We start from the raw sequence: 25,583 nt of genomic DNA, 5'->3' as shown, positions 1-25,583 counted from the left end.
GGCCATCGAGGAGGTTAATATTCAAACTGCATGGAGGCCGCTTCAGCAATCAGTGGCATCAACACCGCGCCCGCAGCTTGGTGGGCCGGGTGCACCAGATAGGCCTGGCAATCGGCCATGGAATCAAATTCGGCCACTACGCCATAATCGAATTTACCGCCTTCACCGGCGGCATTTTTGCCGTGGTCAAAGCGTTTCAAGGTGGGCACCTCATCAATTAGCGCGTCCAGTTTTTCGATCAGAGATTGCAGTTGTTGTGGGTCGTAGTCCGCTTTCAATTTGATTAATACCACGTGCTTGATCATTGCCGGTTTACCTTTTTGTTTTTGTTGGGAAGACGATTGGCTGGCTGGGCAGTGTAACGGATTGAGAGTGCGCACGGTATGGGGTCGCTGCGCTGTTCGCAGTGGCGAACCGGTAACACGGCCCGTTTCGAAATGGCCCGCTGGCAGGCCCGAAGCCTGCCTAAGGCAAACACCGCTGGCCGGCATTGGATGGCTCCTCTGCGTACACACCTCTGTCAATTCTCATAGCTCATGGCAATTAGCTGTAGATATCGTAATAGATCATAACTATTTATATTGGCTATCGATTGCTTTGTTATGATCAATTTCAACAATCAAGCCAGGATCAACATACTGGCTCCTGTCACTTACTTACAGCAACCCAACACGACTGGAGCTAAACATGATCAACACCGAAATCAAACCCTTCAACGCCACCGCCTACAAACAGGGCGAATTCGTCGAAATTACCGAAGCCGATGTAAAAGGCAAGTGGGCGGTCTTCTTCTTCTACCCGGCCGACTTCACCTTCGTCTGCCCCACCGAGCTGGGCGACGTTGCCGACAAGTACGAAGAGCTGCAAAAGCTGGGCGTTGAGGTCTTCTCGGTCTCTACCGATACCCACTTCACCCACAAAGCATGGCACGACACCTCGGACACCATCGGCAAGATCAACTACTACATGGTGGGCGACCAAGCCGGCAACATCACCAATAACTTTGGTGTGATGCGCGAAGGTCAGGGCCTGGCCGATCGAGCCACCTTCCTGATCGACCCACAGGGCATTATTCAGGCCGTGGAAATTACCGCTGAAGGCATTGGCCGCGACGCCGACGACCTGATGCGCAAAGTAAAAGCCGCGCAATATGTGGCGGCCAACCCCGGTGAAGTCTGCCCGGCCAAATGGAAAGAGGGCGAAGCGACCCTGGCCCCGTCTCTTGACCTGGTTGGCAAGATCTAACCAAACCCAAGGCGGCACCCTCCGGTGCCGCTCTTAATAATCTCAATTCAAGCCAACACCTTAACGCCTTCGCACTGACGGCGAATGGCAACTTTTACTCTAAATTATCGGATACCCAAAATGTTAGAAGCATCTTTAAAACAGCAGCTGGGCGCCTACTTGCAAAATATCGTTAATCCGATTGCGTTAACGGTGTCCATTAATGATTCGGCCAAGTCCCAGGAACTGGAAGCCCTGTGCCGCGAAATTGCCGAGTTGTCGGAGAAGGTTTCTCTGACCATTAAAACCGGTGACCGCGGTCGCCTGCCACGCATGGCGATAGCCCCCGAAGGTGAAACGCCGCGGGTCAGCTTTGCCGGCATTGCCATGGGCCACGAATTTACCTCGCTGGTATTGGCCCTGTTACAAGCCGGTGGCCACCCCAGTAAAGCGGCGCCGGAAATGATTGAACAGATAAAAGGCATCAACAAACCGCTGAATTTTGAGGCCTATATTTCGCTCTCCTGCCACAACTGTCCGGATGTTGTGCAGGCCATTAATTTAATGGCGATATTAAATCCGAATATTCAGGCGACCATGATCGATGGCGGCGTCTTCCCGCAAGAGGTGGAAGAGCTCGGCATTATGGCCGTGCCCTCGCTCTACTTAAACGGTGAGCCCTTTGGTAACGGCCGCATGACCCTGGCAGAGATTGTCAATAAGGTTGATGACGACGCCGACGCCCGTAAGGCGGCGGAAATCAATAGCAAAGCCCCATTCGATGTACTGGTGGTGGGCGGTGGCCCGGCTGGTGCCTCGGCGGCCATCTACGCCGCGCGCAAAGGTATTCGCACCGGCATTGTCGCCGACCGTTTTGGCGGCCAGGTGATGGATACCTTAGCCATTGAAAACTTTATCTCCGTCAAAGAGACCGAAGGGCCAAAGTTGGCCATGGCCCTGGAAGAGCACGTTAAACAGTACGACGTGGATATTATGAATAACCAGCGCGTGGTCGCCCTGCGCGATACTGCCCATGGCAAAGCGGTGGAGCTTGCCAATGGTGCTGTGCTGCAGGCGAAAACGGTGATTGTTGCCACCGGTGCCCGCTGGCGGGAGATGAATGTACCCGGTGAGGCCGAGTACAAAACCAAGGGTGTTGCCTTCTGCCCACACTGCGATGGTCCGCTCTTTAAAGGCAAGCCGGTGGCGGTGATTGGTGGCGGTAACTCCGGCATCGAAGCGGCCATCGACCTGGCCGGTATTGTTAAAGAGGTAACCGTGCTGGAGTTTGCCGACAGCCTGCGCGCCGACGAAGTGTTGGTGAAAAAGGCCAACAGCTTAGGCAACGTCACCATTATTAAATCGGCCATGACCACCGAAGTGCTCGGTGCTAACGGCAAGGTAATCGGCCTGCAATACAAAGATCGCACCACCGACCAGAGCCACGTGCTGGATGTGGAGGGGATCTTTGTGCAGATAGGCTTGGTGCCCAACAGTGATTTTTTGCAAGAGACTCTGGAGCTGACCAACCGCGGCGAGATAGTGATCGATGGCCATGGCCAAACCACGCTGCCCGGGGTGTTTGCCGCCGGCGATGTGACCACTAACCCCTACAAGCAGATCATCATCTCCATGGGCAGTGGCGCCACGGCGGCGCTGGGCGCCTTCGACTACCTGATCCGCAACAGCTGATTAATTCCGTTACGGACCAACCCAACCCACAATAATCAGCCCCCTCGGCTGAACTTGATAGCCACCGCTTGCGGTGGCTTTTTTAATTAATCCGCTTAGCGAGCAAGAGGACGCCGGTGCCCTTAGCGGGCTGTCTGTGGCGGCTATTGCTGTTATCTGGCGATAATTTGTCGCGCCAGGCGGGGTTTCACGGACTATACTTGTCAGGATATGCCTCGTGCCAAAGTCGTTGACCTAAGCGCCAGTGCGCCAGCGATTGTCGGGGCCGTTATCCCTTGACCATGGATGCAATACCAATGAGTCGCCTGGATTGTGGGTGGGCAATCACAGGCTAGCGATAGTAAGCGTTGTTCTCTCACAGGTTTGTGTGGGGCGGGGTATTGATCGTTGGCCATTGGTTAAAAAAATAATAAAACGAGCGAGAACCGCGCAAGCTAAACCTATGTTTTCGGTTTTTATTCCCTTTGTCCATTTTGCTTCGGCCATCGTTTTGTTGGTGATGTGGCGATCCGATCGCAAAAACCGTTACCTGATGTGGTGGGGGGCGGCCTTCCTGATCGTGCCCGGTGCCGTGGTTTTCGGCCGCCTGGCCTATCTACCCCCTTATGACAAATCGTGGTTCTTTATAGGGGGCTTTGCTGCGGCTGTCGCTGCGCTGGTATTTACCCTGCTCAAGGGCTCCTTGGAGTTCAACGCCCAACAGCAGCACTCGTTTTCACCCCACCTCTCTGCCGGGCTCGCTTTTTTCTTCTTCCTGGTGGTTTATGCCCTGGGATCCATCAGCATGGTCCACCTCTATACCACGGTGGCGGTTGGTGCCGCCTGGGTCATCATGGGGGTGACCATCTGGTCCAAGGGGTTTTGGCATCGCATCACCGCGTTGATATTTATTGTTCGCGCCGTGGCCACCACTCTATTGGCGGTACTGTTAATTAAGGCGCCGTCACTGCACGGGCTTTTACAGGAACATGGCAACCTCTACCTCTCCTTAACCATTGTGCTGTCGGTGCTGTTTTTACTGCTTATCTGTTTTATCCGCTCCCAGCAGGAGTTGAATGAACACCTGGCGGTGCTTTCGATTGCCCACGAGGTGACCAGCAAACTGCAAAATAACGACTCCCTGCGCGAACTGGGTTATCGCATTATTCCGCCCTTTATTACCGACCACGGTTGGCAGGATGGCCTGATGTCCATTGTTGAGAGCGACAACACGCTGCGTGTGGTGGCCTCTTGGGGGCACAACCTGCCGGAGAATCGGCAACAGTATGACCCGGTGATTCCGGTTAATGGCAGTATCTCCGGCTATGCCGTGCGTGCCCGGGATGTCTATATCGGTGGCGACGTCAGCAAGTTAGATATCGACCTGCCGCGCACCACCGGCTTTTACGGTTACGTGCCGAAAACCGTGGCTGCCATTCCACTGGTCAGCAGCGGCAAAATTTACGGGGTGATTGTGCTCACCACACCGCTGCATCGCCAGGTCAATGCCCAGGAGCGATCGCTGTTTGCCACCATCAGCAATGCTGTGGGGTTAAGTATCGCCAATGCCAGCTATGTGGATGAGCTGGCGCAGCAGGCCACCCACGACACCCTTACCGGGCTGGGCAACCGCGCCGCTTATCACGAGCATGTAGCGCGTCTGGGGAGTGCACCGCTAATGGTGATGCTGCTCGACCTGAACCGGTTTAAAGAGGTGAACGACACATTTGGCCACCTGGTGGGCGACCAACTGCTCAAGCAGATGGCGGAGCGCCTGCAGCGCGTGTTGCCCGAGCACTCGGCCGCAGTCTTCCGCCTAAGTGGCGACGAGTTTTCGGTGGTGATCAATCTTGCCCAGGAAAAACTACCCGGGGCGGCTGGCTATCCGCAGCAGCTGGCCAAGGTGTTTGATGCCCGTTTTGAAATTCAGGACTTGAGTCTGAAGGTCACCGCCTCTATTGGTGTGGTCGAAGCCACCACCGAAGAGCTCGACAGCCATGAAATGTTGCGCTGTGCCGATGTCGCCATGTACCAGGCGAAAAAGTCCAACGGCCTCATTGCCGTGTATAACAAAGATGCCGATAACGAAGTGCGCGCCCGGGTGCAGCTGTTGTCTTCCGTGGAGCCGGCCCTGGAGCAGCATCAGTTTGAAATGTACTACCAGCCACAAATTGATCTGCGCACGGGTTTGTGCCGTGGTGCCGAGTCGTTAATTCGCTGGCGCCACCCGCAGCAGGGGTTGTTGGGCGCCGCCCTTTTTATGCCCTTTATCGAAGCCACCGAACAGATACAGCCCATCACCTACGAGGTGTTGAACCTCACCCTAAAAGAGCTAAGCCAATGGCAGGCGCTGGGCTGGCGTTTGCCGGTGTCGATTAACCTGTCGGCGCGCAATCTGTTCGATCATCAACTACCTGACTACATTCACCAGCAGGTACAAAGCTACGCGATTGCGCCCGAATTAATTCATTTTGAAATTACCGAGTCCGCCTTGATGACCGACCCGGAGATGAGCCGCGCTAATTTGCTGCGCCTGGCGGAGCAGGGTTTTACCATCGCCCTCGACGACTTTGGTACCGGCTACTCCTCACTTGCCTACCTCTCCAAATTTCCCATCGATGTTTTAAAAATTGATCAGAGTTTTATCGGCAATATTGTTAATAAACGTAAAAACCAGGCCATAGTGAAGGCCACCATCGATATGAGCCACGACCTCAATAAATGCGTTATCGCCGAAGGCATCGAAAACCAGGCCGACGCTGATTTTGTGAGTGGTTTGGGGTGTGATATTGGCCAGGGGTTTCACTACGCCGAGCCCATGTCCGGCCGGCATTTCCTGGCCTGGTTAAGCCGCCAGGGTGAGTTGAGTGCAGCGGTTAAGGGTGAGTAATTATCCCTGCCTGGTTGCTGTGGCGCTGATAAATTCACACCGAGCCGTTCCAACCACGCAGCTCTGCATAGAAAAAAGTTAATTGAATTTAATTCCCCCGGCAGAGTGGTCACACGTGTAACCTCTTTGGCTATTGCGCTTGCCGGCCAACAGATCCTTTTGGGGGCCTAATAGATGGTCAGTTGTAACAGGTGCCAAGTGGTAAAGCTGACGCCAAAATAGCCGTGGTCAAACGGAGGTGGCGAAGCGTAAAATCGGCCGGCGCCAACCTCTGGCCTGAACTACACTTTAGCCAGCCAATTTAACAATAATTAACTAATTAATAACTGATCAATAACCAATAAGCGGGATCCTCTATTGGTTGCGGAACAGACCGCGCCACACCTGCGGCGCGCTACCACCCAACAAGGAGTCAGCATGCTGATCAGCAATATCGAAATCGTTCCCGGTAAAAAAATCGCCAAACATCTGGGCATGGTGCAGGGTAATACCGTGCGCGCCAAACACGCCGGCCGGGATTTAATGGCCAGCCTGAAAAATGTTTTTGGTGGCGAGCTGAAGGGCTACACCGAGCTGCTCAACGACGCCCGTGAAGAGGCCACCCAACGCATGCTCGACCAGGCCAAGGCCATCGGCGCCAACGCGGTGATCAATGTCCGCTTCTCCACCTCCTCCATCTCTGCTGGCGCCGCCGAATTGTTTGTCTACGGCACCGCGGTGGTGTTGGAATAGTCGGCGAGCCTCAGGCCAATATCGGGAGGGATCATGGAACAGCTCATTCTCTTTTTAGTTCTTCTTACCCTGGGCTATATCTTTGGCCGGCAGGCGGAAAAACGTCACTTCAAATCGATCTTCGAACGCGAAGCCAAATACCAGGACATTCTCTGTTTTAGTGAGCGGCTGCCGCCGGCGGGCATGGGCGCCGAGGGGGTGCTGGTCTCCGGCAGTGTGGTGGTGGCGGTGGACTACTTCAAAATGGTGGCCGCCTCTCTGCGCAACCTGGTGGGCGGCCGGGTAACCGCCTTTGAGACCCTGCTTGAACGGGGCCGGCGCGAGGCGATTCTGCGCATGAAGGAGGAGGCCGAACGGCGCGGCGCCAAGCTGATTGTTAACGTCAAACTGGAGACCGCCTCCATCACCAAGGGGGCCAAAAACCAGAGCACCTGCGTTGAGGTATACGCCTACGGCACCGCCATGGTCCCGGCCAAAGTTTAAGCGGCCGGCCAAAAAAGCGATGAGCTACGAAAACCCGCAGATTCCGGAAGGGATCAACTACAGCACCGAACACCCGCTTAAGGATTTCGCCTGGCTGCTGGTCACGGTGCTGGGGGCCACGGCGGTGATGGTGGCGCTGCTGTTTGTGCTGGCCGGCTACCTGGTGCGCTTTATCCCGTTTAGCACCGAGGCCACCCTGGCCCAGCCTTTCACCAGCGAATTCACTCAGCAGGCAGAGCCGGGGCCCACCCAGCACTACCTGCAAAGCCTGGCCAACCAGTTGGCCGCCGCCGAGCAACTGCCACAGGGGATGACCATCACCGTCCACTACATCGACGACGACGTGGTCAATGCCTTCGCCGGCCTCGGTGGCCACATCTACCTGCACCGCGGCCTGCTCGCCAAACTGCCCCATGAAAACGCCCTGGCCATGGTCATAGCCCACGAGATCGCCCACATCAAAAACCGCGACCCGATTGTTGCCTCCGGCCGCATGCTGACCGTGGTGGTGGCACTCAGCTGCCTGGTAGGGCTGGGCGACAGTGACCTGGCCCAGGGGATGGTCACCCAGGCCACCAGCCTCACCGCGCTCGCCTTCAGTCGCCACCAGGAGCAGCGCGCCGATGACGATGCCGCCAGCGCCCTGTTAAGCCACTACGGCCACCTAAGCGGCGCCAGCGCCCTGTTTGAAACCCTGCAGCAGGAAGCCGGCCTGGAGCTGCCCGCCTTCTTCAGCTCCCACCCGGGCACTCAGCAGCGCCTCGGCCACCTGGCCGAGCTGGCCCAATACCAATCCGGCGCCACTGTACCCCTGCCGACGTTCTTCCCCGGTCAATCCCCCAGTGATTAACTTTTCGCACTCAACCCGTGAATTCCGGGGCTGCTGGGCAATGGCGGTGCAGATAATGTAAAAAATGCGCGTTGCGCTCTGGCAGGCGGGGGTGGGAATGGGAATAATAGCCGGCTACTCCCCTGCGGTGGCAAAACTAACAGCAGCGGAATCTAATATGAACAGGCAACAAGTGGGATGCACATGAAAAAACTTTTATTGGCCGTACTCTTCCTCAGTGGCTGCCAGACGGCCGGCCAGCTGGGCACCATGTCACAATCGGGCATGGCCGCGCTCTCCTGCGATCAGATCTACGGCGCCTTCAACGCCTACCAGCGCGACCGCGACTCCATGGATGCCTGGGTACAGCTGGTGAAAGTGGTCAGCCCCAGCGCCGACCCCTACGCCGTCGCCGCCGGCACCACCGCCGACCAGCGCTACGAACAGGCCGTCGCCTACGCCAATATCGCACTGGTTGTGCAGCAGTGCCCAACGCTCTGATTGTTGGTTAGCTGCGTAATAAAAAAGCCACACCTCTAGAGGTGTGGCTTTTTTGTTTGGGCTTATTGGCGGTTAAAGATTATTTTTACTGCGCTGTCTTAAGCTCCAGCTATTGAGCAATCAAAAAATCAGTAACTCACTCCCTCTTTAACATTTAACTCCTTCTCCAAATTGGCCTGCAGCCACTGCCGGGCCTGCTCCTTATCGGCCTCGCTAAAATCGGCGATGCGGGCCGAGTTCGGGTCCAGGTAAAGTGTGAAGGCAAGGGCGCGTTCTACCCGTTGTTTGTCGGTGGAGTATTTTGCCTCCACCGCGTAGGGCCAGGAGTGCCAGGGCTCGATGGTTTCGAACCCCTGCATCTTTTTCACCAGCAGTTGGGCATAGCGTTCATCGCCGGTTTTGTCGATTAACGCTTCCACCAATGTGGCAAACAGATACTCATCGGTAATGACCCGTTTGGGGTTGAAGCCATCTCCGCGATAACCTACCCAAGCCTTGTTCAGCCATTTAAGGGCACTCTCATGGTCGCCATCAAAAGCGGCTTTAATTGCGGATTGCATGGGCGGTTTTATTCCCATTGTTATCTTGCTCTCCTCCAGTTGGCCCATTGCTGCCGCCAAGTAAATATTGTATTCCGGTAGTAGGCACTTGAATTTCATACCGTGGCGATTAATTTGATAACAGGCCCGCTGGGCGGTATCGAAACTGGTTCGGGCAGCGACAAAATCCCGCCGATAAAAGTTCTGGTGGAAATCCACCAGCGCGGTGAAGAAGTCGCTGTAGTCGTTGTTTTCGCCGGCAACCTTTTTAGCGCAGTTAAGCAGCTTGTCGGAGGCTTGTCTGCCGGCTATGGCTCTGTCGAGGTTGTCTTGTGTGTAGGCAAATTGGTGCAGTAGGCCGGCCTCAAGCAGCTGAGGAGCCTCCTTAGCCGAGGTGGTAATCCAGGTACATAAGTTTTCATCGCTCTCTTTGTTGAACCGTGCCAAGCCCATCAAGGTATCACTAAGCAGCTTGTGCGGCTTTTTGGTGAGTAGCTCTTTATCCAGGTTAAACGCCAGCTCGCCTTTACCCAAAAGGCTCATTAACGAGAGGCTGGTGGCGTAGTCATAGGTCTTATTGTAGCGGCTGGCACCGGCATAAAATCCCTGGTAGGCCGTTAGGTAGTCGTGCTCCAGCAACGCCAACTTGGCGAAAGCGCGGATGGAGCCACCACTGCCGGTGCGCAGGTCGGCCGAGATTTTAAAATAGTATTTGGCCCGATCAAACTGACCATTATTGTAAAACAGGTTGCCGGCATCGTAGGCGTCCTGTGAGATTCCTACCCGGTTGTAACTTCGGCTCTCTTCAAAAAAGGGTCGGTAATCCTTCAGCGCTTTATCGGCTTTGCCAAACTCACCATTGCCGGCCTGTAATTTGACGTAGAGCCAGGTAATTCCCCAGACATCATCAAATTGCGTTAATGCCTTTTCGATCACCGGTATTACCGCTGCCTCGCCTCCGGCCTGATCGGCTATCGCCAATTCAACATTCATTTTGTAGGGTGAGCCATTGAACCGACTGTTAAATTCCGTCAACAATTGGGGCTCAATCCGTCCTTTTCTTTGTAACGCCTTGGCAATACGATCTTGAAAAAGCCCAATCGAATTGATGCCCCAATAAATCTCATCATTTTCCCGGTGTGGGTAGCGGTTAGGGGCATCGTAGTAGTAAACATAAGTCCACCGATAGCGTTCCTCTTCGGCCTGTTTCTCGGCCCGCTCGGTGGCATTGGCGTCCTCTGCTTGAACAGCGAGTAAGTCGTTGCGGGCTTTAAGCAGATCTACCTGCCCACCCAGTCGCGTTTCATAAATGGCAAAGGTCTCCGCGGCAACCTTAGGGCGGCCTTGGGTACTGGCTAGAAATCGAATACGGTCGGCCAGATTGATGTGGCCAATGGCCTCCAGTAGCGTTAGGTGATCCATGGCAGAAACCACGGCACCATCGGCGTGGGGTTGATCCATTTTTTCCTTTAAGACATCAATATGGTTTTGGAACTCCAATTCAATAACATCGGAAAAATCATTGGTGCTATTAGGTTGCCAATTGAGTTGCACCAGCGCCTCTTCCAGGTCGCGCGGCCCAGGGTAGATCAGATCCAGATACTGTTTCAGGTCGACGTTTGAATTTTGTGCCCAGCTATCGACATCGTAAACGCGGCGGTTCAGTTCATAACCCAGTGCCGGGTTACTCTCCAGCAGAGCGGTAATCTCCTTTTGGTCATCGCTGTTAAAACGGCCCCGGTAGCGATAGAGCATAGTGAAGTAGTCGATGCGGGCGATCAGCTTGGCCACCGGCAGCTCAATAGCTTCCGCCGCTGCCTTTAGGTCGTAGAGATTGCCATCCATCAGCGCCCGTACCGATTGCTCAATGGCAGTGGTTGGTTCGCCTAATGTGGTCAATGCCAGCGGTCGCATGCCCAACTGCAGATAAGCCCGCGCTTTGAGGCTCTTGTAATCGGTCGATTGCGGGTCCAGCTTATTTAAAATTAACAACGACTTCAGCCACAGGTCTGCTTCAACAAAGGCGGCATCATCGGGGACCAGCGTGGCCAATAGCTGCACATAGTAGGCTTGTTCCACCAGGTTGCCTGGGTGTGTATCGCTCGAGAGGGGCAAGCCGGCGGTGATTAGCTCGGGAGAGACGGCATCGGTTACCAGGGTTTTACCAATGTTGTTGGTCAAGCCAAACTGTTGTTGCAACTCGGGCATACATTCGGCAAAAAAATCGATGGCAGTGCGTTTTAATTCGGGGTCGCCATTCAAATTACAGGCGTGCATCTCGGGTAAAAACTCGCTGCTTAACCAGGGGGCTTGCGTGGTGTTCGTCTCTTTTACAACAGCCAGCTTCAGCTCCCGATTCATCGGTACCATATGACCGGTTGCTTGATCTAGATAGCCCTGAGTGCCATCCACTTGATCACCGGCATACAACCAGTAGATGGCTTTTACTTTCAGCTCATCGGCCAGTTGGTATACCGCTTCATCGGAATAGTCGCGCTGATGACGCCCCAATATATTGAGCACCGGCTGAATAGGCACGCTGTTAAAATCATTGGCCAGTAGCAGTTGTTGCCAGGTCTCTGCCGTGTAACGGCGGGAGGCGAGGTCGGAATAGCCCGCGTTTTGCGTGGGTACTACCAATACATCGTAGGGGGCATTGGCTTTCAGTTGCTGCAGGTAGTAGTCGCGTTCCGCCAATTGCCAGGGGGTTGCTTCAGCGATGCCACTGAGCAAGGGGGTGTAATATTGCGATTTTAAGAAATATTTGCTGCGAACCCTGCCTTTGGCCCGGTACTTCTCCGGCAAATTAGGGTTCTGCTTAAGCTCCGGCGGTAGTTGCATCGGCTTTAAAGGAATCGATGCCGTCGCCTCTTCCCCGGAGTCAGACAATTTCGCCAACTGCGACTGCAACGGCTCACGCAACAACAGCAGCCCGGCGGCCACCAATAAAATACCCAACAATAGCGCTTTCCGGCCCATGCCCACTCCTAAGATCTTTGCTCTGTTTTATTACCACATCGCGCAGGAGTGACTCCTCACTCCTTGAGGATGATGGTGTTTTTTTAGGTAACCAATTACTTGCCGCTGTGGTTGAGCGGTGGCAGTTGCGCACTATAACACAATAAATTGTGTGGTGAGTTTACACGCCAACCAACAGAGCCAGGTGCTAAAGCAATTAAGGTGGCACCTGTAGAAAGTGTCAGGGTTTTGAATGTTAAAAGTTCTCTACAAATAAAAGAGGCGCGGTTCTGCGTTATAGGTTTTGGAGTTTTTTAGATCTTTTTTTATTTTATTGGTGGGGTGTTTTTTATTTTTTGTTGAATTTTATATTCAATGTTCTGTTTCTTTTTAAACAAGCGTGACGACTTCCCCAAAAAATTACCTGGCAACTTTCCTTAACCGATTTATTTTATTAGCGTTCGCTATTCATTTTTTTGTTCGGCCGGGTTGGAAATATTTAGAGGGAGTCTTACCTGTGATTATTATCAGGTTGTCGGCTAGACAGAATAGCCGGTGCGGGTTAGGGGAGTGAAATACTCATGAATGCGTTCGTCGCCTGTGCACTGGTCTGCCTTACCCTGCCGATAACCTTGGCCGTCAGTGGCTGCTCACACAAACCCAATCAGTTCGATATGGTCTGCGACAGTTTTACCAAACTCTCCAAACTTAATAACCTGGAAAAGACCAACAGCGCCGAGCGCTACGAGTGGTTAATGAACAATATTTTAAAATCGATGGATCAACAATCGGATGCGGTAATTGCTTGGCAATCCAAAGTGAATGCCACACCGGATGTGCGCTATGAAGAGTTCCAAACCGCAGCGCAAAGTCAGGGGTTGATCGGTTGGCAGTGCGACAGCATGCAGCGCCTGGCTTATCGGGTCGGTATTTAATTTTTACCGTTAACCATTAAGCCCTCTGCAATACCCTGTGCAATAAAAGCTCCCCTCTGAAAAACAAAAACACCCAGCCAAAAATTAAATAAAAAACCGCCGGCAGAGTGAATAACTTTGCCGGCGGTTTTATTTTATTACAGGGTCAGCACACTGCTGTTGTGAATGCCCGCCTGTTTGAACTCCAGTTTTTTCCAGATCTTTTCATGGAAGTAGAAGGCCACGGTGTTAACGGCGGGTTCGACAATGGCCAGGGCTCCACCAATCACCAGGCTACCGGTCATCAGGTAAGCCACACTAAAGGCGATGGTGAAGTGCATAGCGGCGAAGGTGATGGTCTTGGTCATGGTTTTGATCTCAGCAAGGGTTGTGAAAGCCAAATGATAACGGTTCTTATTTATTGTTAAAGCGTATTGTTTTCATTGATGCGATAGGGTTTGGCTATGGTTCTGCGCCCCCTGCCGGGATTGAAATATGGGGATGCGGGCGACCACCGGTCGCCCCTACGGAGGTTGGATTACCGCGATTTCAAACCACCAAAGAACGTAGGGGCGATCGGCGATCGCCCAGCGATGGTCGGGCTCACCACAAGGCATAAATATTTCACCCATCCATGGCGATCGGCGATCGCCCATGGTTGGTATTGCACCGAAATCAATTGAAACCTCGGGTGAGCGACCGCCGGTCGCCCCTACGGGGGTTGGATTACCGCGATTTCAAACCACCAAAGAACGTAGGGCAGAAAACTGTTCCTACGTTTTTTGCATTCCCCGCCATCCATGGCGGTCGGCGATCGGCGATCGCCCGTGGTTGGTATTGAACCGGAATCAATTGAAACCTCGGGTGGGCGACCGCCGGTCGCCCCTACGGGGGTTGGATTACCGCGATTTCAAACCACCAAAGAACGTAGGGCAGAAAACTGTTCCTACGTTTTTTGCATTCCCCGCCATCCATGGCGGTCGGCGATCGGCGATCGCCCATGGTTGGTATTGCCCCGGAATATATTGATACCTCGGGTGGGCGACCGCCGCAGGCCCCTAGGGCCCCATATAAACCACCGTCTCCTGGTGGGTATCGGGCGTCTCCGTCTGCCAGCGCACCGAACCAAACGGCCGCTCCAGCCGGCGGCGGATGCTCTTTGGTTGCTCGGCAATCTGGTACTGGTCGGCCTTGGTTTGGGCTGCCATATCGGCCAGGGTGTAGCGGTCGCGCATGCGCAGGTAGTCGCCCCAGGTGGGGAAGTGAAAACGCTCGGTCCAGAGCGCCGGGTCGGCGATATCGCGCGAGATCGACCAGTCAAAGCCGCCATTGCGCAGGCGCACCTTGCGCACATCGCGCATGGCATCGTAGAAGCTGCGGGCGTCGTCCGGGGCGATGTGGTAGTCGATCTCAATCGCCACTGGCCCGGAGCGCAGGGTGATGGCCAGGGCCACCTCCGGTTCGGTATCCAGGTCGACCGACTCAGCACTGGCCTCGTTAATATTCGGCAGGCGCAGCACGAAAGCCAACAGCGGCAGGCAGCAGAGGAAAAGCCCCGAGGCGATAATCGCCACCTCCACCGACCACCAGCTGGCCACACTCCCCCAAAACCAGGCGCCAACGGCAATACCACCGGTCAGCAGCGAGGAGAAGAGCGAGAGCGCCCGCGCCGTTACCCAGCGCGGTACCGACACCTGCACGGCAATATTACAGAGCGAGATGGTCACCATGGTGGCACCGCCCACCAGAAACATACCGATACTGGTCAGCACCAACGAGTGGCTGAAGCCAACCCCCACCAGCGCAATACCGGCCAGGGCCGAGAGCGTCGACACCGCCTTCTCTAAGCCCAGATGGTTGTGCACCCAGTTGATGGTGAGCGCCCCAAGCACCGCGCCCACGCCACCGGCGCCCAGCAGAATACCGAAGGTGGCGGCATCGCCGCCCAGCAGATGCTTGGCAATCAGCGGCGCCAGGGCGGTGGCGGTTCCGCTGCCCAAACCAAAAATAAAGGCGCGCACCAGCACCGTACGAATACCGCCGGCGTGAAAGACATAGCGCACACCGGAGATAATCGCCCGGCTGATCCGCTCCGGCGGTAGGCGCGAAGGCACCTGGCCCCGGCGCCAGAGGAAGAACGCCAGCATCAGCGGCAGGTAGCCAAAGGCATTCACCGCAAATGCCGCCTGAGCCCCGGCCGCCAGCACCAGCAGGCCGCCCACGGCCGGGCCAAAACTGCGCGCAATGTTGTAGCTGATGGTGTTCAGCGCCACCGCCGCCGGCACCGCCGCCGGTTTCACCTGCTCACCAATCGACGACTGCCAGGCCGGGGCGTAGAGCGCATAACCGCTGCCAATCAGCGAGCAGAAGGCGAGCAACAGCCAGGGGGTGGTGAGCTGCAGATAGGCCAGCAGCGACAGCGTTAAGCCAAATCCGGAGGCAATGGCCAGCCCCGTCATCGCCACCTTGCGCCGGTCGAACATATCGGCAATCGCCCCCGCCGGCAGCGCCACCAACATCAAGGGCAGCATTAACGCCGTTTGTACCAGTGCCACCATGGCGGGGGAATCGGTCAGCCGGGTCATCTCCCAGGCGACACCAACCCCCAAAATCAGTTGGCCAAAGTTAGAGAGGAAACTGGCCCCCCAAATCCGGCGGTAAGCAGGCTCACGCAAGGGCTCCAAAGCGCTGCTGGGGGTTTTGGTGGCAAGGGTATCGTCCGGCGTTACGGCCATGGGTTTTGTCTCGGGTGTAATAGGCAAACCGCTATTCTAACCCAAGCGGTGCCATGGCCCACAATAACGTCGCCATCAGAGTCAATTGATGGCCAGGCTCAAATATGCCACCCGTAGGGCAAAAAATTGTTCCGAATCGTCGGACCGCGACGTTTTTTGCATTCCCCGCCATCCATGGCGGTCGCCCGCAGACCTGTGGCGTTCCGGCGCCGTTGTGGTTAAATCCGGCCCGGCATGGGCGAGCGCCATCAGCCCACCTGGATGGCGATTTTGTATAGGTTGATAAAAGGCAGATATATCGGCAAATTCAATTCCCAGGTCGACGCTACCAACATGAGAGATATTGGAGTAGCCCATAAGGCTAATTTTCTACAGATTGGAGGTTGGAATGCTTGTTCAAAGGGGGGGTCTATTGAAGTGGATGACTGTTATCGGCTGTCTGGCATTGCTTGTCGGCCATAACGTTCAAGGCGAGGCGGGAAAAGTGCTGCCTATTGCCATGGAAAATTATCCGCCGTTCGAGTTTGAGCAGGAAGGCAAGATAGTCGGGTTTACCACGGAAATTGTGGCGCAGGTGCTTGAGCGCCTCGGATATTCTCCTGACATAAAAAATCTGCCGTGGTCACGCGCAGAAACTATGGTCAAAGGCGGCCATATTGCCGCTATTTATAGTTTGGTAAAAAACTCTGAGCGGGAGCAGTACTACTACTTTTCCGACCCGCTTTGTACCGTCACCAACTATTTTTTTAAGCTCAAGAAAAACGAGATACAGTGGCAGAGCATGGATGACTTAAAAGACTATAGTGTTGGCATCAGCCAGGGCTACCAATATGCGCCTGAGTTTATGCAAGCGATAAAAGGGAATCTGTTTAAACGGGTTGATAAAATTGCTGGAAATAACTTGGAGTTGCGACATTTACGAAGGCTCAAATATGGGCTCGTCGATCTAAGTATCTGCTCGCTCTCTGTTTGCCAGTATCTGATCAAAACCCACGCGCCTGAATTTGACATGATCGACTATATTGATAACCCGGTGGGCAATACACGCCTCTATTATATTGGCTTTTCAAAGCAGTGGCCTGGGGCTGAAGAGCTGGTAGCACAGTTTAATGCCGAATTGGAGAAGTTTGTTGCCGAAGGCAAGCGAGCGGCTATTTTTGAAAAGTATGGGGTTGCGGACCCTTTCAAGCAATCGTCGATCCGTTCTACAGAGTAGCCGGGCAAGCGCTTGGCCATTCGCCTAATTGCGCTACTCGAACAGACAGGCCCTAGGCTCACCAATCCGGTCAACTCTGGCTTGCCTTAGCGGCCAAAGCCGATGTAAAGCTTAATTGTCTACTGGGAAAGTGGCGGTAGATAGCAACCCATTTTGCTTTAGAGCCGCACGCTGCATTAAACCCACCTCAGCGAATATGGATCAAGGCCTCTAGGCGTTGTATCTTCTTTCCCGCCCCCATCTGCCTGTCTCGCTTCTAATATCGGCCTGCTTCTTCAATCTGATCAATGCATTAAAGTCTTCTGCTGGTGCCTTGCTTACGGCTGTAAACCGGTCGCTTATGGGGCCTTAACTGGTTGTGAGGTATCAACCACAGTATTTGTGACTATATTGCTGGCCGGCAGGTCAAGTCCAAAGGCTAGGATATCTCGTGATGTGTTACTTTCTTGCAAAGTAGGCTAAATTGGCCATGCTGTTGGTGATGTTCTGGCCAAACTGACAGCAGAATGCCGGGATTGCTTTCAATATTGATATCGAGATGGGTATGACGGGAACTGCTCGCCAAAAACTGGATAACCTGATTGTATTTATAGCCAGCGCTCTGATTGCCGGCAGCCTGTTTTTCTATGCCGTTTACGGCTTACAGCAAAGCTTTAAACATGAAATCACAGCAATGGCATCGGCAGGCTTGGATAGAATATCCGAAATCGAAAACGACATTCTGTTAACGCTGCAGCCACTTAACCAGGAAAAGCTGAGCGGTTGCAGTAAAGATACATTAATGTCGATGAGCCAGGCGATGTTCCGCTCAAAATACATAAAAGATATCGGCTACCTGGAGGGGCGGTACCTGCAATGCACAACCGGTAAAGGGGTGGTTAAGGTTACCGAACCAGAAACACAGCCAGATTACATAACGCCGGCCGGATTACAGGTTTGGGTATACGGTGATCTCATGCTTTTTGAAAATCAAGCATTCGCCTTGGTTGCCAGGTTGGACAGCTTCAATGCCATTATCAAGCATGATGCCATTACCGATTTAATGCCTCAGCAGTATCCTTGGGAGCTGGTTTTTGTGGCCGGCCAAGAATATACCTACGTGAGTGGTGCCAAAGGTTTAATGCCTGAAAACGCGCACTCTTCAATATCGCTAGCATATGACTACACACAGACACTTTGCAGCGAAAGAGTGCCCTATTGCCTTACCGTCGTGGCAACAAGTTCACAGTTTTATAAGCAAAACCGTGTTGCATTAATCGCCTTGGCTGGGGTTTCCGGGCTGCTATTCGTTCTGATCTATCTGCTCATGCAAAAGTGGTTGAACCACTACCGGTCGATCGATTCCCGAATTTTACGCGGCCTTAAAAAGGGGGCCTTCTATTGTGAGTATCAACCCATTGTTGATCTGCAACAGTGCAACGTCATCGGCTGTGAGGTATTGGCCCGATTTAAAGATCGGGACAGTAGCATTTCTCCCCTCGTATTTATCCCAATAATAGGCCGCAAGGATAAAACCTGGGATTTTACCCGGGTGATTATCAATCGATGTCTGCAAGGTTTAGCTGAATTTTCAGGCATTGCAGCCAGTAACTTTAAAGTTAATATCAACTTTTTTGCCCGCGACATCAATTCAGTCCATGCCGATGAATTGATCACGCTATGTGATTCTTATAAGAACAAAGTAAAGTTTGTTATTGAAGTCACGGAAGAAGAGAGCTTAACCACGGAATCCAGTATTGAAGCGTTGCGCAAGCTCCGCCGCGCGGGCTTTGAAGTGGCAATCGATGACTTTGGTTCCGGCTACTCTAACCTAAGCCAATTGAAGCAGTTGCAATGCGATACATTAAAGATTGATAGAAGCTTTATTAATGAGATGGAAGATGGCTCGGTACGGTCAACGTTGATCCCTCATATCGTCGCCATCGCGAATAATATTGATGCACAGATAGTTGGTGAAGGTATTGAAAATAATCTTCAGCGGCAAGCCTTGATTGAGTTTAAGGTTAAATATGGCCAAGGCTACCTGTTTGGCAAGCCGATGTCGCTGCACGATCTGACTGCGTTAATGGCTACCAATGTGAATATCGAAGAGTGCTGACACATTCTCATGTTGCAACGATGCATTTCCACCAGCCATAGTGGTTAAATCCGGCCCCTACGCAATAATAATCCTCCGCATTAACCCCACCCCGTAGGGGCGACCGGCGGTCGCCCGTCATCCCGGTGACGTCAGGGCACCGTTGTGGTTAAATCCGGCCCCGCATGGGCGATCGCCGATTGGCAACCGCCATGGACGCGGAAGGCCGCCCCGGGGGAATGCAGATCATGCAGGAGCGGTTATCTGCCCTACGCAATGTAAATCCCTGCATTAATCCCACCCCGTAGGGGCGACCGGCGGTCGCCCGTCATCCCGGTGCGTCAGGGCACCGGTGTGGTTAAATCCAGCCCCGCATGGGCGATCGCCGATCGGCGACCGCCATGGATGGCGGAAATGCAGATCACGAAGGAGCGGTTATCTGCCCTACGCAATAATAATCCTCCGCATTAATCCCACCCCGTAGGGGCGACCGCCGATCTCTCCTACGCATTAACCTCACCCCCGTAGGGGCGACCGGCGGTCGCCCAAACAGTGGTTGATATTGCTGCGGATTTTAAATTTGGCTACGCGGGCGACCGCCGAAAATGAGATCTTCTTTTCACTGCCCACCAAAGGCATTAAATGAAGGCGTGTTTGGTAAAGAGGAATCCTCTTAACAGTCACCAACTGCGCAACCGTAAATAGGTATTGGCTAACCGATGATCCAATGACACAGTACGAAAAAACTTCTCGCCAAACTGCCATTGGACGCTTCTGGCCAACTGTGCAGCCAAGCTTGCCATCCTCCGCTGCAGGCCGGCAACGATGATCACACAACGCCGCTCACCAGCCCCCTCAGTGGCTGGCACGGTAATCTGATCACCCTGCAGCGCCGCCAAGCAGGTTGGGAGCATTGACTAAGTTCTGAATTCTGCGATTGCCATCGAGGTGGCGGGGTCCCGCCCCCGCAGGCGGGCCAAGACCTTTGGGCGCCCAAAGGTCTTAGCAATCTCGCCGTTCTCGCGCTTCCTGCGCTACACGGCATTCGCACATCCTTGTGCATCAAGCCGCCCCGATGCTTGGTCGCTACGCGGCTTCCCTCCCTCCGGTGCAAATAGGCGGGTCGCGCATACAGCCGGGGCGGCCTTCCGCATCCTTGGCGTGGATGCCCTCAAATGAACGTCGTGTTCATTTGCCCCACCGATTTGCGCCTCCACTCGGCTGCGCAAAGGGGGATTTAAAGGCGCCGCCTTTGGCGGCTATAAAGCGATTTTGACTTAGCCAGCTTTGCTGGCGTCGGGTCCCTTTGCAAAATGCCGACTGGAGATCGAAGTTTAGGTGGTCAAAGGCACAGGGAAGTGCCTTTGAGCGATGCTAAGCGGGATGCGCATCATCGCGACCCCAAAAATTCGATTGGAGCTTGGGCAGGTGCGCAGCACCCAAGCATCGGGGCGTGTGTTCTTTGCTTACTTTCTTTGCGCGCCCAAAGAAAGTAAGTCGCTGCAGGGCGAGCCGGAGCGAAGCGGAGACCACACCCTAATGGGTGAGCAGCTTGCTGCGTTACCCCCTGCAAACCACTCGCGGCGCGGTTGCCGCCACAAATTTTCACAGGAGTAGAGGGCTGAAGCTACACAACCGAGTCATACACACGTCTGTGGTACCCAACCCCCTGCAAACCAAACCCCGTCCCGTCAGGGCAAGCAACCTATCTCCCACTATGGACTAAACTAACCCAACCCATACCAACAAAAACCACACTTACCACTCACACCCAAATAGCTAAATAAAATGGCGCGTGCGAATATGAACCTTCGTAAACCATACCGGCAGGGAAGCGGCGCAATTGTTTCGCTCTAAAACCTTCACCCTGTTGCTCTTCCTTTTGCTGCTGGCGCTGTCGGCTGGGCTTAGCCGGTATTTGTCTGGCCGTTGGCTTTCGCTGGCAGAGGTTAAGGTGGCGGTGAGTGAGTTGATTGCCGGCCACAGCCAGCCGCCAGCGGAGGAGGCCACCGGGCTGCCACCACGGCCGGGGAGTGAGGTGGTGCAGTTGCCAAGCGGCAACCATGGCGATGAGTTCAGCTGCTCGGTGAAACCAGCCTCGCGCATTACCGAACGCCAAGGCCAGGAGATCTACCACTGGGTAGATGAGCAGGGGCAAGCCCACTTTGGTGATAAGCCGCCCGAATCCACCACGGCCGAGCGGTTGGCAGCCGGCCCCGGCCAGCTCGACTATTTTGCCTTAACCGTAAACTACCCCGCAGGCTACGTGCCGGCCGATGTACAAACCGCCGTACAAAACGGCGGCCGGGCGGTGTACACCATCTACAGCGGCTACCTGCCCCTGGCCAACATGGCCAGGGCCAATATGGTGGTATCCGTTTATGGCAACGAGGCCCAATACAACCGCTACCGCCGCAAAATCGCGCCTGACCTTAACACCCAGGGCCTCGCCGCCCCGGTGGCTGGCTTCTACTCCTGGGCCCACAACGAGGCGGTGGTACTGCACCAAGGCACCAGCCGACACACCGTGCAGGTGGCCCTGCACGAAGCCACCCACATCATCAACGCCCACAACTTTGGCAAAACCCCACGCTGGTTCAACGAAGGCAGCGCCGAATATTTTGAAAAGCTCGAACTCGCCGGCCAGTTAAAAACCGTGCAACTGGCCGAGGAGTGGTTAAACCAACTCAACCGCAACGGCCCGCTGCCCCTCTACACCCTGTTAATCGCCTCGCCAGAGGATTGGAACAGCAGCGCCCGCACCCAGCTCTACGCCAACGCCTGGAGCTTTATCTACTTCCTAATGCTGCCCAAAAATCACCAGCTTATGGCCCAACTGCAACAACAGCAGGCCTTGGATAAATGCACCGAGCTAGACCCACTCCCCTTCTTCAACCGCCACTACCCAGGCGGCCTGGCCGCCCTGCAAAAGGATTGGTACACCTGGCTACAAACCCCCAACAAAACCCCAGTGCGCTATTAACGTACCCAAAATCAAACAGGCTTGGCTAAAAAATGGTCAGTGGCAACGTAATTGTTTGTAAAGAAGGGGTAACTTTCTGATTTTAATAACTAAATAACCATGATTTAGGGTGGGTTTTGGGGCGTGGGTTCGTCTAGAATTAATGCTTTGGTATTAAAGAATTGATGAAAATATTCATTCAAAAAGGATGTTTCCTGCAGGCGCGGGGATATGGGTGGACAGGTGAGTGATATCGAAAAGCTAAAGCAGCGCCTACGGGATTTCGCCGAGGAGCGCGATTGGGACCAGTTCCACTCCCCCAAAAACCTAGTAATGGCCCTGAGTGTGGAAGTGGCCGAGCTGGTTGAACATTTCCAATGGCTTACGGAAGAGCACTCACAACAGTTGGATACCAAAACCCTGGCCGAAGTCACCGATGAAATTGCCGATGTACAGCTCTATCTCATCCGCCTAGCCGATAAGCTCAGTGTTAATATTGTTGAGGCCGCCAATAATAAGATTGTAAAGAATGCAGCCAAATACCCTGCCGATAAGGTAAAAGGGAAATCCAAAAAATATACGGAATATTAACTCGCCAATAATAATTGCATTAACCGAGCACTTAGGGTTGTGTAGCCACCCTAAAAATCAAAACCCTCGATACCGATTACTTTAACGAAGACTAAGCAACAGCCAATGGCCAAAGAAAAAGCAAAATCATCCAAACCGAAGAAATCCTTCGAACAAACCCTCTGGGACACCGCCGACAAACTCCGCGGCAGCGTCGAATCCTCCGAATACAAGCACGTCGTCCTTTCCCTGATCTTCCTCAAATTCATCAGCGACAAGTTCGAGGCTCGCAAACAGCAGCTCATCGACGAGGGCCAGGGCGACTATGTGGATATGGTGGAGTTCTACACCATGACAAACACCTTCTACCTGCCAGAAGAGTCCCGCTGGGCCACCATCTCCAAAAACGCCAAGCAGGACGACATCGCCGTCAAGATCGACACCGCCCTGCACACGGTCGAGAAGAACAACAAAGCCCTGCGCGGCGCCTTGCCCGACAACTACTTCTCCCGCCTCAATTTGGATGTGAGCAAGCTGGCCGCCCTGATCGACTCCATCAACAACATCGATACCATCGTTGACGACAAAGGCTCGGAGAGCGAAGTCGACATCGTCGGCCGCGTCTACGAATACTTCCTCGGCAACTTCGCCGCCACCGAAGGCAAGGGCGGGGGCGAGTTCTATACCCCGAAGTGCGTGGTCAACCTGCTGGCGGAAATGATCGAGCCCTACCACGGCAAAATCTACGACCCCTGCTGCGGCTCCGGTGGCATGTTCGTGCAGTCGGTCAAATTTGTGGAGAACCACCAGGGCAACACCAAAGACATCTCCATTTACGGCCAGGAGCAGACCAGCACTACCTACAAACTGGCCAAGATGAACCTCGCCATTCGCGGCATTAGCGCCAACCTGGGCGACGTGCCCGCCGACACATTCTTCAAAGACCAGCACCCGGATCTCAAGGCCGACTTCATCCTCGCCAACCCGCCATTCAACTTAAAAGAATGGCGCGGCCCCGATGAACTCACCGACGACCCCCGCTGGGCAGGCTACGAAGTGCCCCCCCACCGGCAACGCCAACTACGGTTGGATACTGCACATGATCAGCAAGCTCTCTGAGACCGGCGTCGCGGGCTTTGTACTGGCCAACGGCTCCATGAGCACCAACACCAAGGGCGAAGGCGAGATCCGCAAAAAGATTATTGAGAATGACCTGGTGGATTGCATGATCGCGCTGCCCGGCCAGCTCTTCTACACCACCCAGATTCCCGTCTGTCTCTGGTTTCTCACCAAAAACAAAAAAGAGCAGACCTTCAGCGACGGCCGCCAACACCACCGCAACCGCCAGGGCGAAACACTGTTTATCGACGCCCGCAATATGGGCTCCATGATCAGCCGTATTCACAAAGAGCTGACCAGTGACGATATTGCCGAGATCGCCCGCACCTACCATGCCTGGCGCGGTGAACCGGTGGACGATGTGCAGGGAAGCACAAGTGTCGCGGGAGGCAGGACGCCGGGAGCGACCATTCCCGGATGTGCGACCGCCAAGGATGGCGGAAGTGCCGATAATGCAGGAGCAATTATCGGCCAAAGTGGCGGATATAAAGACGTTGCGGGCTTTTGCCGCAGCGCATCCTTAGACGATATTAAAGCCAACGACTATGTGCTGACGCCCGGTCGCTATGTGGGTGCCGCTGAAGTAGAAGATGATGGTGAATTATTTGAAGAGAAAATGAGTGAGTTAACTCAGGCCCTGTATCAACAGATGGCAGAATCGGAAAAGCTGGATGCAGTGATTAAGCAGAATCTGGTGGGGCTGGGATATGGGGAGTGAGTGGGTTCAATATCGTTTAGGTGACATAACCACCTGGACCTCAGGTGGAACTCCACCCAAGTCAAAAGATGAGTATTGGAATGGTGATATACCTTGGATCAGTGCTTCATCCATGGACGGTAATCGGTATAACGATTCAAAGTTGAAAATCACTGATCTTGGACTAGCAAATGGAAGCAGAATTGCCCTGAAAGACAGCATCTTGTTATTGGTCAGAGGCAGCATTTTGCATCAAAAAATTCAAGTTGGTATCGCGTTAAGGGATGTCGCGTTTAATCAGGATGTGAAAGCCTTAAAGGTAAATACTGACGTTGTAGAACCATGGTATTTGCTTTTCTGGTTCATGGCTAATCACGAAAAACTTCTCGGCCTAGTGGAAAATACTGGAATCGGTGCCGGCAAACTGGATACAACTATCCTCCAAAATCTTATAGTCGATGTTCCGCCAAAAGAATATCGACAACAGCTTCTTGTGTTTGCAAAAGCGTTGGATGACAAAATCGAACTAAACCGCCAAATCAACACCACCCTGGAATCCATGGCCCAGGCACTGTTTAAAAGCTGGTTTGTGGATTTTGATCCGGTGATCGACAACGCCCTGGCCGCAGGCAACCCCATCCCCCCCGAGCTGGAAACAAGAGCCGAAAAAAGAAAGCAGCTGCAAGCGCGTAACCCAGCCGCCCCGACTCCAAACCCGGCGGGTGACGATATCGCCGCAGGTTTCCACTCAAACTTCCTGCCCGCCGAGATACAACAACTCTTCCCCAGCAGCTTTGTCTTTACCGAAGAGATGGGCTGGGTGCCGGAGGGGTGGGACAAAGGAAAATTGGGAGACTATGTTCATGTTAAGCGTGGAGGATCACCTCGACCTATCCATGATTTTTTAGTTGAGGAAGGACTGCCGTGGGTAAAAATTAGTGACGCCACCAGCGATTCCTCAAGGTTTCTGATGAATACAAAGCAGTTTATTAAGCCAGAAGGACTGAAAAAAACTGTTATGTTAAAGGCCGGCGAGCTTATTCTATCGAACAGTGCTACTCCTGGCCTTCCAAAGTTTCTCAACATCGATGCATGTATTCACGATGGATGGCTATATTTCCCAGTTAAAACTAAGTTCACTGATCCGTATCTATATCAACTTTTCTTAGTGGTTAAGGAGAAACTGCTCGCGCAAGGGAATGGCAGCGTATTCACCAACCTCAAAACAGATATTTTAAAGTCGCTCTCAGTGATAGTTCCTCCAACTGAAATAATGGAGATCGCGACCACACTGCTGGATTCGTTTCACAATAAGTCTTTGTTGATTCAGTCAAATATAAGCGTCTTGCAGAGTCTCCGAGATAACTTGCTCCCCAAACTCCTCTCCGGCCAACTCCAAATCCCCGAAGCCGAGCAGAAACTAGCCGAGGTGCTCTAGCCCATAGCATAACCAGGATCGCGGACTA

At 53.8% G+C, this 25,583-nt stretch carries 19 protein-coding genes and 1 pseudogene; 14 read left to right on the top strand and 6 right to left on the bottom strand.

Translation table 11 applies throughout. From position 1 onward, the window contains the following. Window positions 1–14: 14 nt before the first annotated feature. Window positions 15–305: a Dabb family protein gene (locus tag SBL51_RS06900; RefSeq protein WP_317930165.1), complete on the bottom strand. Its 291-nt coding sequence runs from the start codon at window positions 303–305 to the stop codon at window positions 15–17. Window positions 306–687: 382 nt separating this feature from the next. On the opposite strand from SBL51_RS06900, the gene ahpC reads away from it, so the two are divergent. The 7 genes from ahpC (at window position 688) to SBL51_RS06865 (ending at window position 8,330) form a co-directional block, all read left to right on the top strand. Next, window positions 688–1,245, top strand: coding sequence for an alkyl hydroperoxide reductase subunit C (gene ahpC, locus SBL51_RS06895; protein WP_317930164.1), 558 nt, complete (start codon window positions 688–690; stop codon window positions 1,243–1,245). A 120-nt stretch (window positions 1,246–1,365) separates the two neighbouring features. Further along, complete coding sequence (gene ahpF / locus SBL51_RS06890) at window positions 1,366–2,916, top strand: alkyl hydroperoxide reductase subunit F (RefSeq protein WP_317930163.1); 1,551 nt, start codon at window positions 1,366–1,368, stop codon at window positions 2,914–2,916. 442 nt (window positions 2,917–3,358) lie between these two features. Further along, window positions 3,359–5,785 carry a putative bifunctional diguanylate cyclase/phosphodiesterase gene (locus SBL51_RS06885; protein ID WP_317930162.1) on the top strand — a complete coding sequence of 809 codons (2,427 nt, stop codon included), beginning with the start codon at window positions 3,359–3,361 and terminating at the stop codon, window positions 5,783–5,785. A gap of 417 nt (window positions 5,786–6,202) precedes the next feature. Next, the gene (locus SBL51_RS06880; RefSeq protein WP_317930161.1) at window positions 6,203–6,517 is read left to right on the top strand and encodes a YbjQ family protein; all 315 of its coding nucleotides are present in this window, start codon (window positions 6,203–6,205) and stop codon (window positions 6,515–6,517) included. 33 nt (window positions 6,518–6,550) lie between these two features. Further along, window positions 6,551–7,000, top strand: a complete 450-nt coding sequence (locus SBL51_RS06875) for a YbjQ family protein (protein WP_317930160.1) — start codon at window positions 6,551–6,553, stop codon at window positions 6,998–7,000. 19 nt (window positions 7,001–7,019) lie between these two features. Then, window positions 7,020–7,850, top strand: coding sequence for a M48 family metallopeptidase (locus SBL51_RS06870; protein WP_317930159.1), 831 nt, complete (start codon window positions 7,020–7,022; stop codon window positions 7,848–7,850). 183 nt (window positions 7,851–8,033) lie between these two features. Then, window positions 8,034–8,330, top strand: a complete 297-nt coding sequence (locus tag SBL51_RS06865) for a hypothetical protein (RefSeq protein ID WP_317930158.1) — start codon at window positions 8,034–8,036, stop codon at window positions 8,328–8,330. Between the two features lie 128 nt (window positions 8,331–8,458). On the opposite strand, the gene SBL51_RS06860 is transcribed toward SBL51_RS06865, so the two are convergent. After that, on the bottom strand, window positions 8,459–11,848 hold the full coding sequence (locus tag SBL51_RS06860) for a hypothetical protein (protein WP_317930157.1): 3,390 nt from the start codon (window positions 11,846–11,848) through the stop codon (window positions 8,459–8,461). Window positions 11,849–12,408: 560 nt separating this feature from the next. On the opposite strand from SBL51_RS06860, the gene SBL51_RS06855 reads away from it, so the two are divergent. Beyond that, window positions 12,409–12,762, top strand: coding sequence for a hypothetical protein (locus SBL51_RS06855; RefSeq protein ID WP_317930156.1), 354 nt, complete (start codon window positions 12,409–12,411; stop codon window positions 12,760–12,762). A gap of 137 nt (window positions 12,763–12,899) precedes the next feature. On the opposite strand, the gene SBL51_RS06850 is transcribed toward SBL51_RS06855, so the two are convergent. From SBL51_RS06850 to SBL51_RS06840, 3 genes are all read right to left on the bottom strand, one after another. Beyond that, window positions 12,900–13,109, bottom strand: a complete 210-nt coding sequence (locus SBL51_RS06850) for a DUF2061 domain-containing protein (protein WP_317930155.1) — start codon at window positions 13,107–13,109, stop codon at window positions 12,900–12,902. Between the two features lie 690 nt (window positions 13,110–13,799). Beyond that, window positions 13,800–15,503, bottom strand: coding sequence for an MFS transporter (locus tag SBL51_RS06845; RefSeq protein WP_317930154.1), 1,704 nt, complete (start codon window positions 15,501–15,503; stop codon window positions 13,800–13,802). A 54-nt stretch (window positions 15,504–15,557) separates the two neighbouring features. Beyond that, window positions 15,558–15,833 (bottom strand): hypothetical protein, encoded by a 276-nt coding sequence (locus SBL51_RS06840; RefSeq protein ID WP_317930153.1) that lies wholly within the window; start codon window positions 15,831–15,833, stop codon window positions 15,558–15,560. Between the two features lie 64 nt (window positions 15,834–15,897). Here SBL51_RS06840 and SBL51_RS06835 point away from each other — a divergent pair, with 64 nt between their 5' ends. After that, window positions 15,898–16,692 carry a substrate-binding periplasmic protein gene (locus SBL51_RS06835; protein ID WP_317930572.1) on the top strand — a complete coding sequence of 265 codons (795 nt, stop codon included), beginning with the start codon at window positions 15,898–15,900 and terminating at the stop codon, window positions 16,690–16,692. A 544-nt stretch (window positions 16,693–17,236) separates the two neighbouring features. Then, entirely contained in the window at window positions 17,237–18,790 is a 1,554-nt protein-coding gene (locus SBL51_RS06830; protein ID WP_317930152.1) for an EAL domain-containing protein, read from the top strand. Window positions 18,791–19,449: 659 nt separating this feature from the next. Here the strand turns inward: SBL51_RS06830 and SBL51_RS06825 are convergent. Next, window positions 19,450–19,683: a hypothetical protein gene (locus tag SBL51_RS06825; RefSeq protein ID WP_317930151.1), complete on the bottom strand. Its 234-nt coding sequence runs from the start codon at window positions 19,681–19,683 to the stop codon at window positions 19,450–19,452. Between the two features lie 929 nt (window positions 19,684–20,612). On the opposite strand from SBL51_RS06825, the gene SBL51_RS06820 reads away from it, so the two are divergent. From SBL51_RS06820 to SBL51_RS06805, 4 genes and pseudogenes are all read left to right on the top strand, one after another. Further along, window positions 20,613–21,752 (top strand): DUF4124 domain-containing protein, encoded by a 1,140-nt coding sequence (locus tag SBL51_RS06820; RefSeq protein WP_317930150.1) that lies wholly within the window; start codon window positions 20,613–20,615, stop codon window positions 21,750–21,752. 222 nt (window positions 21,753–21,974) lie between these two features. Beyond that, the gene (locus SBL51_RS06815; RefSeq protein ID WP_317930149.1) at window positions 21,975–22,322 is read left to right on the top strand and encodes a nucleotide pyrophosphohydrolase; all 348 of its coding nucleotides are present in this window, start codon (window positions 21,975–21,977) and stop codon (window positions 22,320–22,322) included. A 105-nt stretch (window positions 22,323–22,427) separates the two neighbouring features. Continuing rightward, window positions 22,428–24,138 (top strand): annotated as a pseudogene (locus tag SBL51_RS06810) (N-6 DNA methylase). Beyond that, the gene (locus SBL51_RS06805; RefSeq protein ID WP_317930148.1) at window positions 24,128–25,555 is read left to right on the top strand and encodes a restriction endonuclease subunit S; all 1,428 of its coding nucleotides are present in this window, start codon (window positions 24,128–24,130) and stop codon (window positions 25,553–25,555) included. Before SBL51_RS06810 ends, SBL51_RS06805 begins: the two are co-directional and overlap by 11 nt. Window positions 25,556–25,583 lie beyond the last annotated feature (28 nt).

This window comes from Halioxenophilus sp. WMMB6 (assembly GCF_033283405.1).
Taxonomy (GTDB): Bacteria; Pseudomonadota; Gammaproteobacteria; order Pseudomonadales; family Cellvibrionaceae; genus Halioxenophilus.
The sequence above is the reverse complement of the archived record's forward strand: the minus strand, read 5'-3'. Positions and strand labels throughout refer to the sequence as shown.

Bases quoted from the DNA above. Each gene is read 5' to 3' on its own strand.
- SBL51_RS06840 (WP_317930153.1), bottom strand. From the start codon at position 15,833: ATGGGCTACTCCAATATCTCTCATGTTGGTAGCGTCGACCTGGGAATT.
- ahpC (WP_317930164.1), top strand. From the start codon at position 688: ATGATCAACACCGAAATCAAACCCTTCAACGCCACCGCCTACAAACAG.
- SBL51_RS06875 (WP_317930160.1), top strand. From the start codon at position 6,551: ATGGAACAGCTCATTCTCTTTTTAGTTCTTCTTACCCTGGGCTATATC.
- SBL51_RS06825 (WP_317930151.1), bottom strand. From the start codon at position 19,683: ATGCTCCCAACCTGCTTGGCGGCGCTGCAGGGTGATCAGATTACCGTG.
- SBL51_RS06900 (WP_317930165.1), bottom strand. From the start codon at position 305: ATGATCAAGCACGTGGTATTAATCAAATTGAAAGCGGACTACGACCCA.
- SBL51_RS06835 (WP_317930572.1), top strand. From the start codon at position 15,898: ATGACTGTTATCGGCTGTCTGGCATTGCTTGTCGGCCATAACGTTCAA.
- SBL51_RS06860 (WP_317930157.1), bottom strand. From the start codon at position 11,848: ATGGGCCGGAAAGCGCTATTGTTGGGTATTTTATTGGTGGCCGCCGGG.
- SBL51_RS06805 (WP_317930148.1), top strand. From the start codon at position 24,128: ATGGGGAGTGAGTGGGTTCAATATCGTTTAGGTGACATAACCACCTGG.
- SBL51_RS06855 (WP_317930156.1), top strand. From the start codon at position 12,409: ATGAATGCGTTCGTCGCCTGTGCACTGGTCTGCCTTACCCTGCCGATA.
- SBL51_RS06865 (WP_317930158.1), top strand. From the start codon at position 8,034: ATGAAAAAACTTTTATTGGCCGTACTCTTCCTCAGTGGCTGCCAGACG.
- SBL51_RS06880 (WP_317930161.1), top strand. From the start codon at position 6,203: ATGCTGATCAGCAATATCGAAATCGTTCCCGGTAAAAAAATCGCCAAA.
- ahpF (WP_317930163.1), top strand. From the start codon at position 1,366: ATGTTAGAAGCATCTTTAAAACAGCAGCTGGGCGCCTACTTGCAAAAT.
- SBL51_RS06850 (WP_317930155.1), bottom strand. From the start codon at position 13,109: ATGACCAAGACCATCACCTTCGCCGCTATGCACTTCACCATCGCCTTT.
- SBL51_RS06885 (WP_317930162.1), top strand. From the start codon at position 3,359: ATGTTTTCGGTTTTTATTCCCTTTGTCCATTTTGCTTCGGCCATCGTT.
- SBL51_RS06870 (WP_317930159.1), top strand. From the start codon at position 7,020: ATGAGCTACGAAAACCCGCAGATTCCGGAAGGGATCAACTACAGCACC.
- SBL51_RS06830 (WP_317930152.1), top strand. From the start codon at position 17,237: ATGACGGGAACTGCTCGCCAAAAACTGGATAACCTGATTGTATTTATA.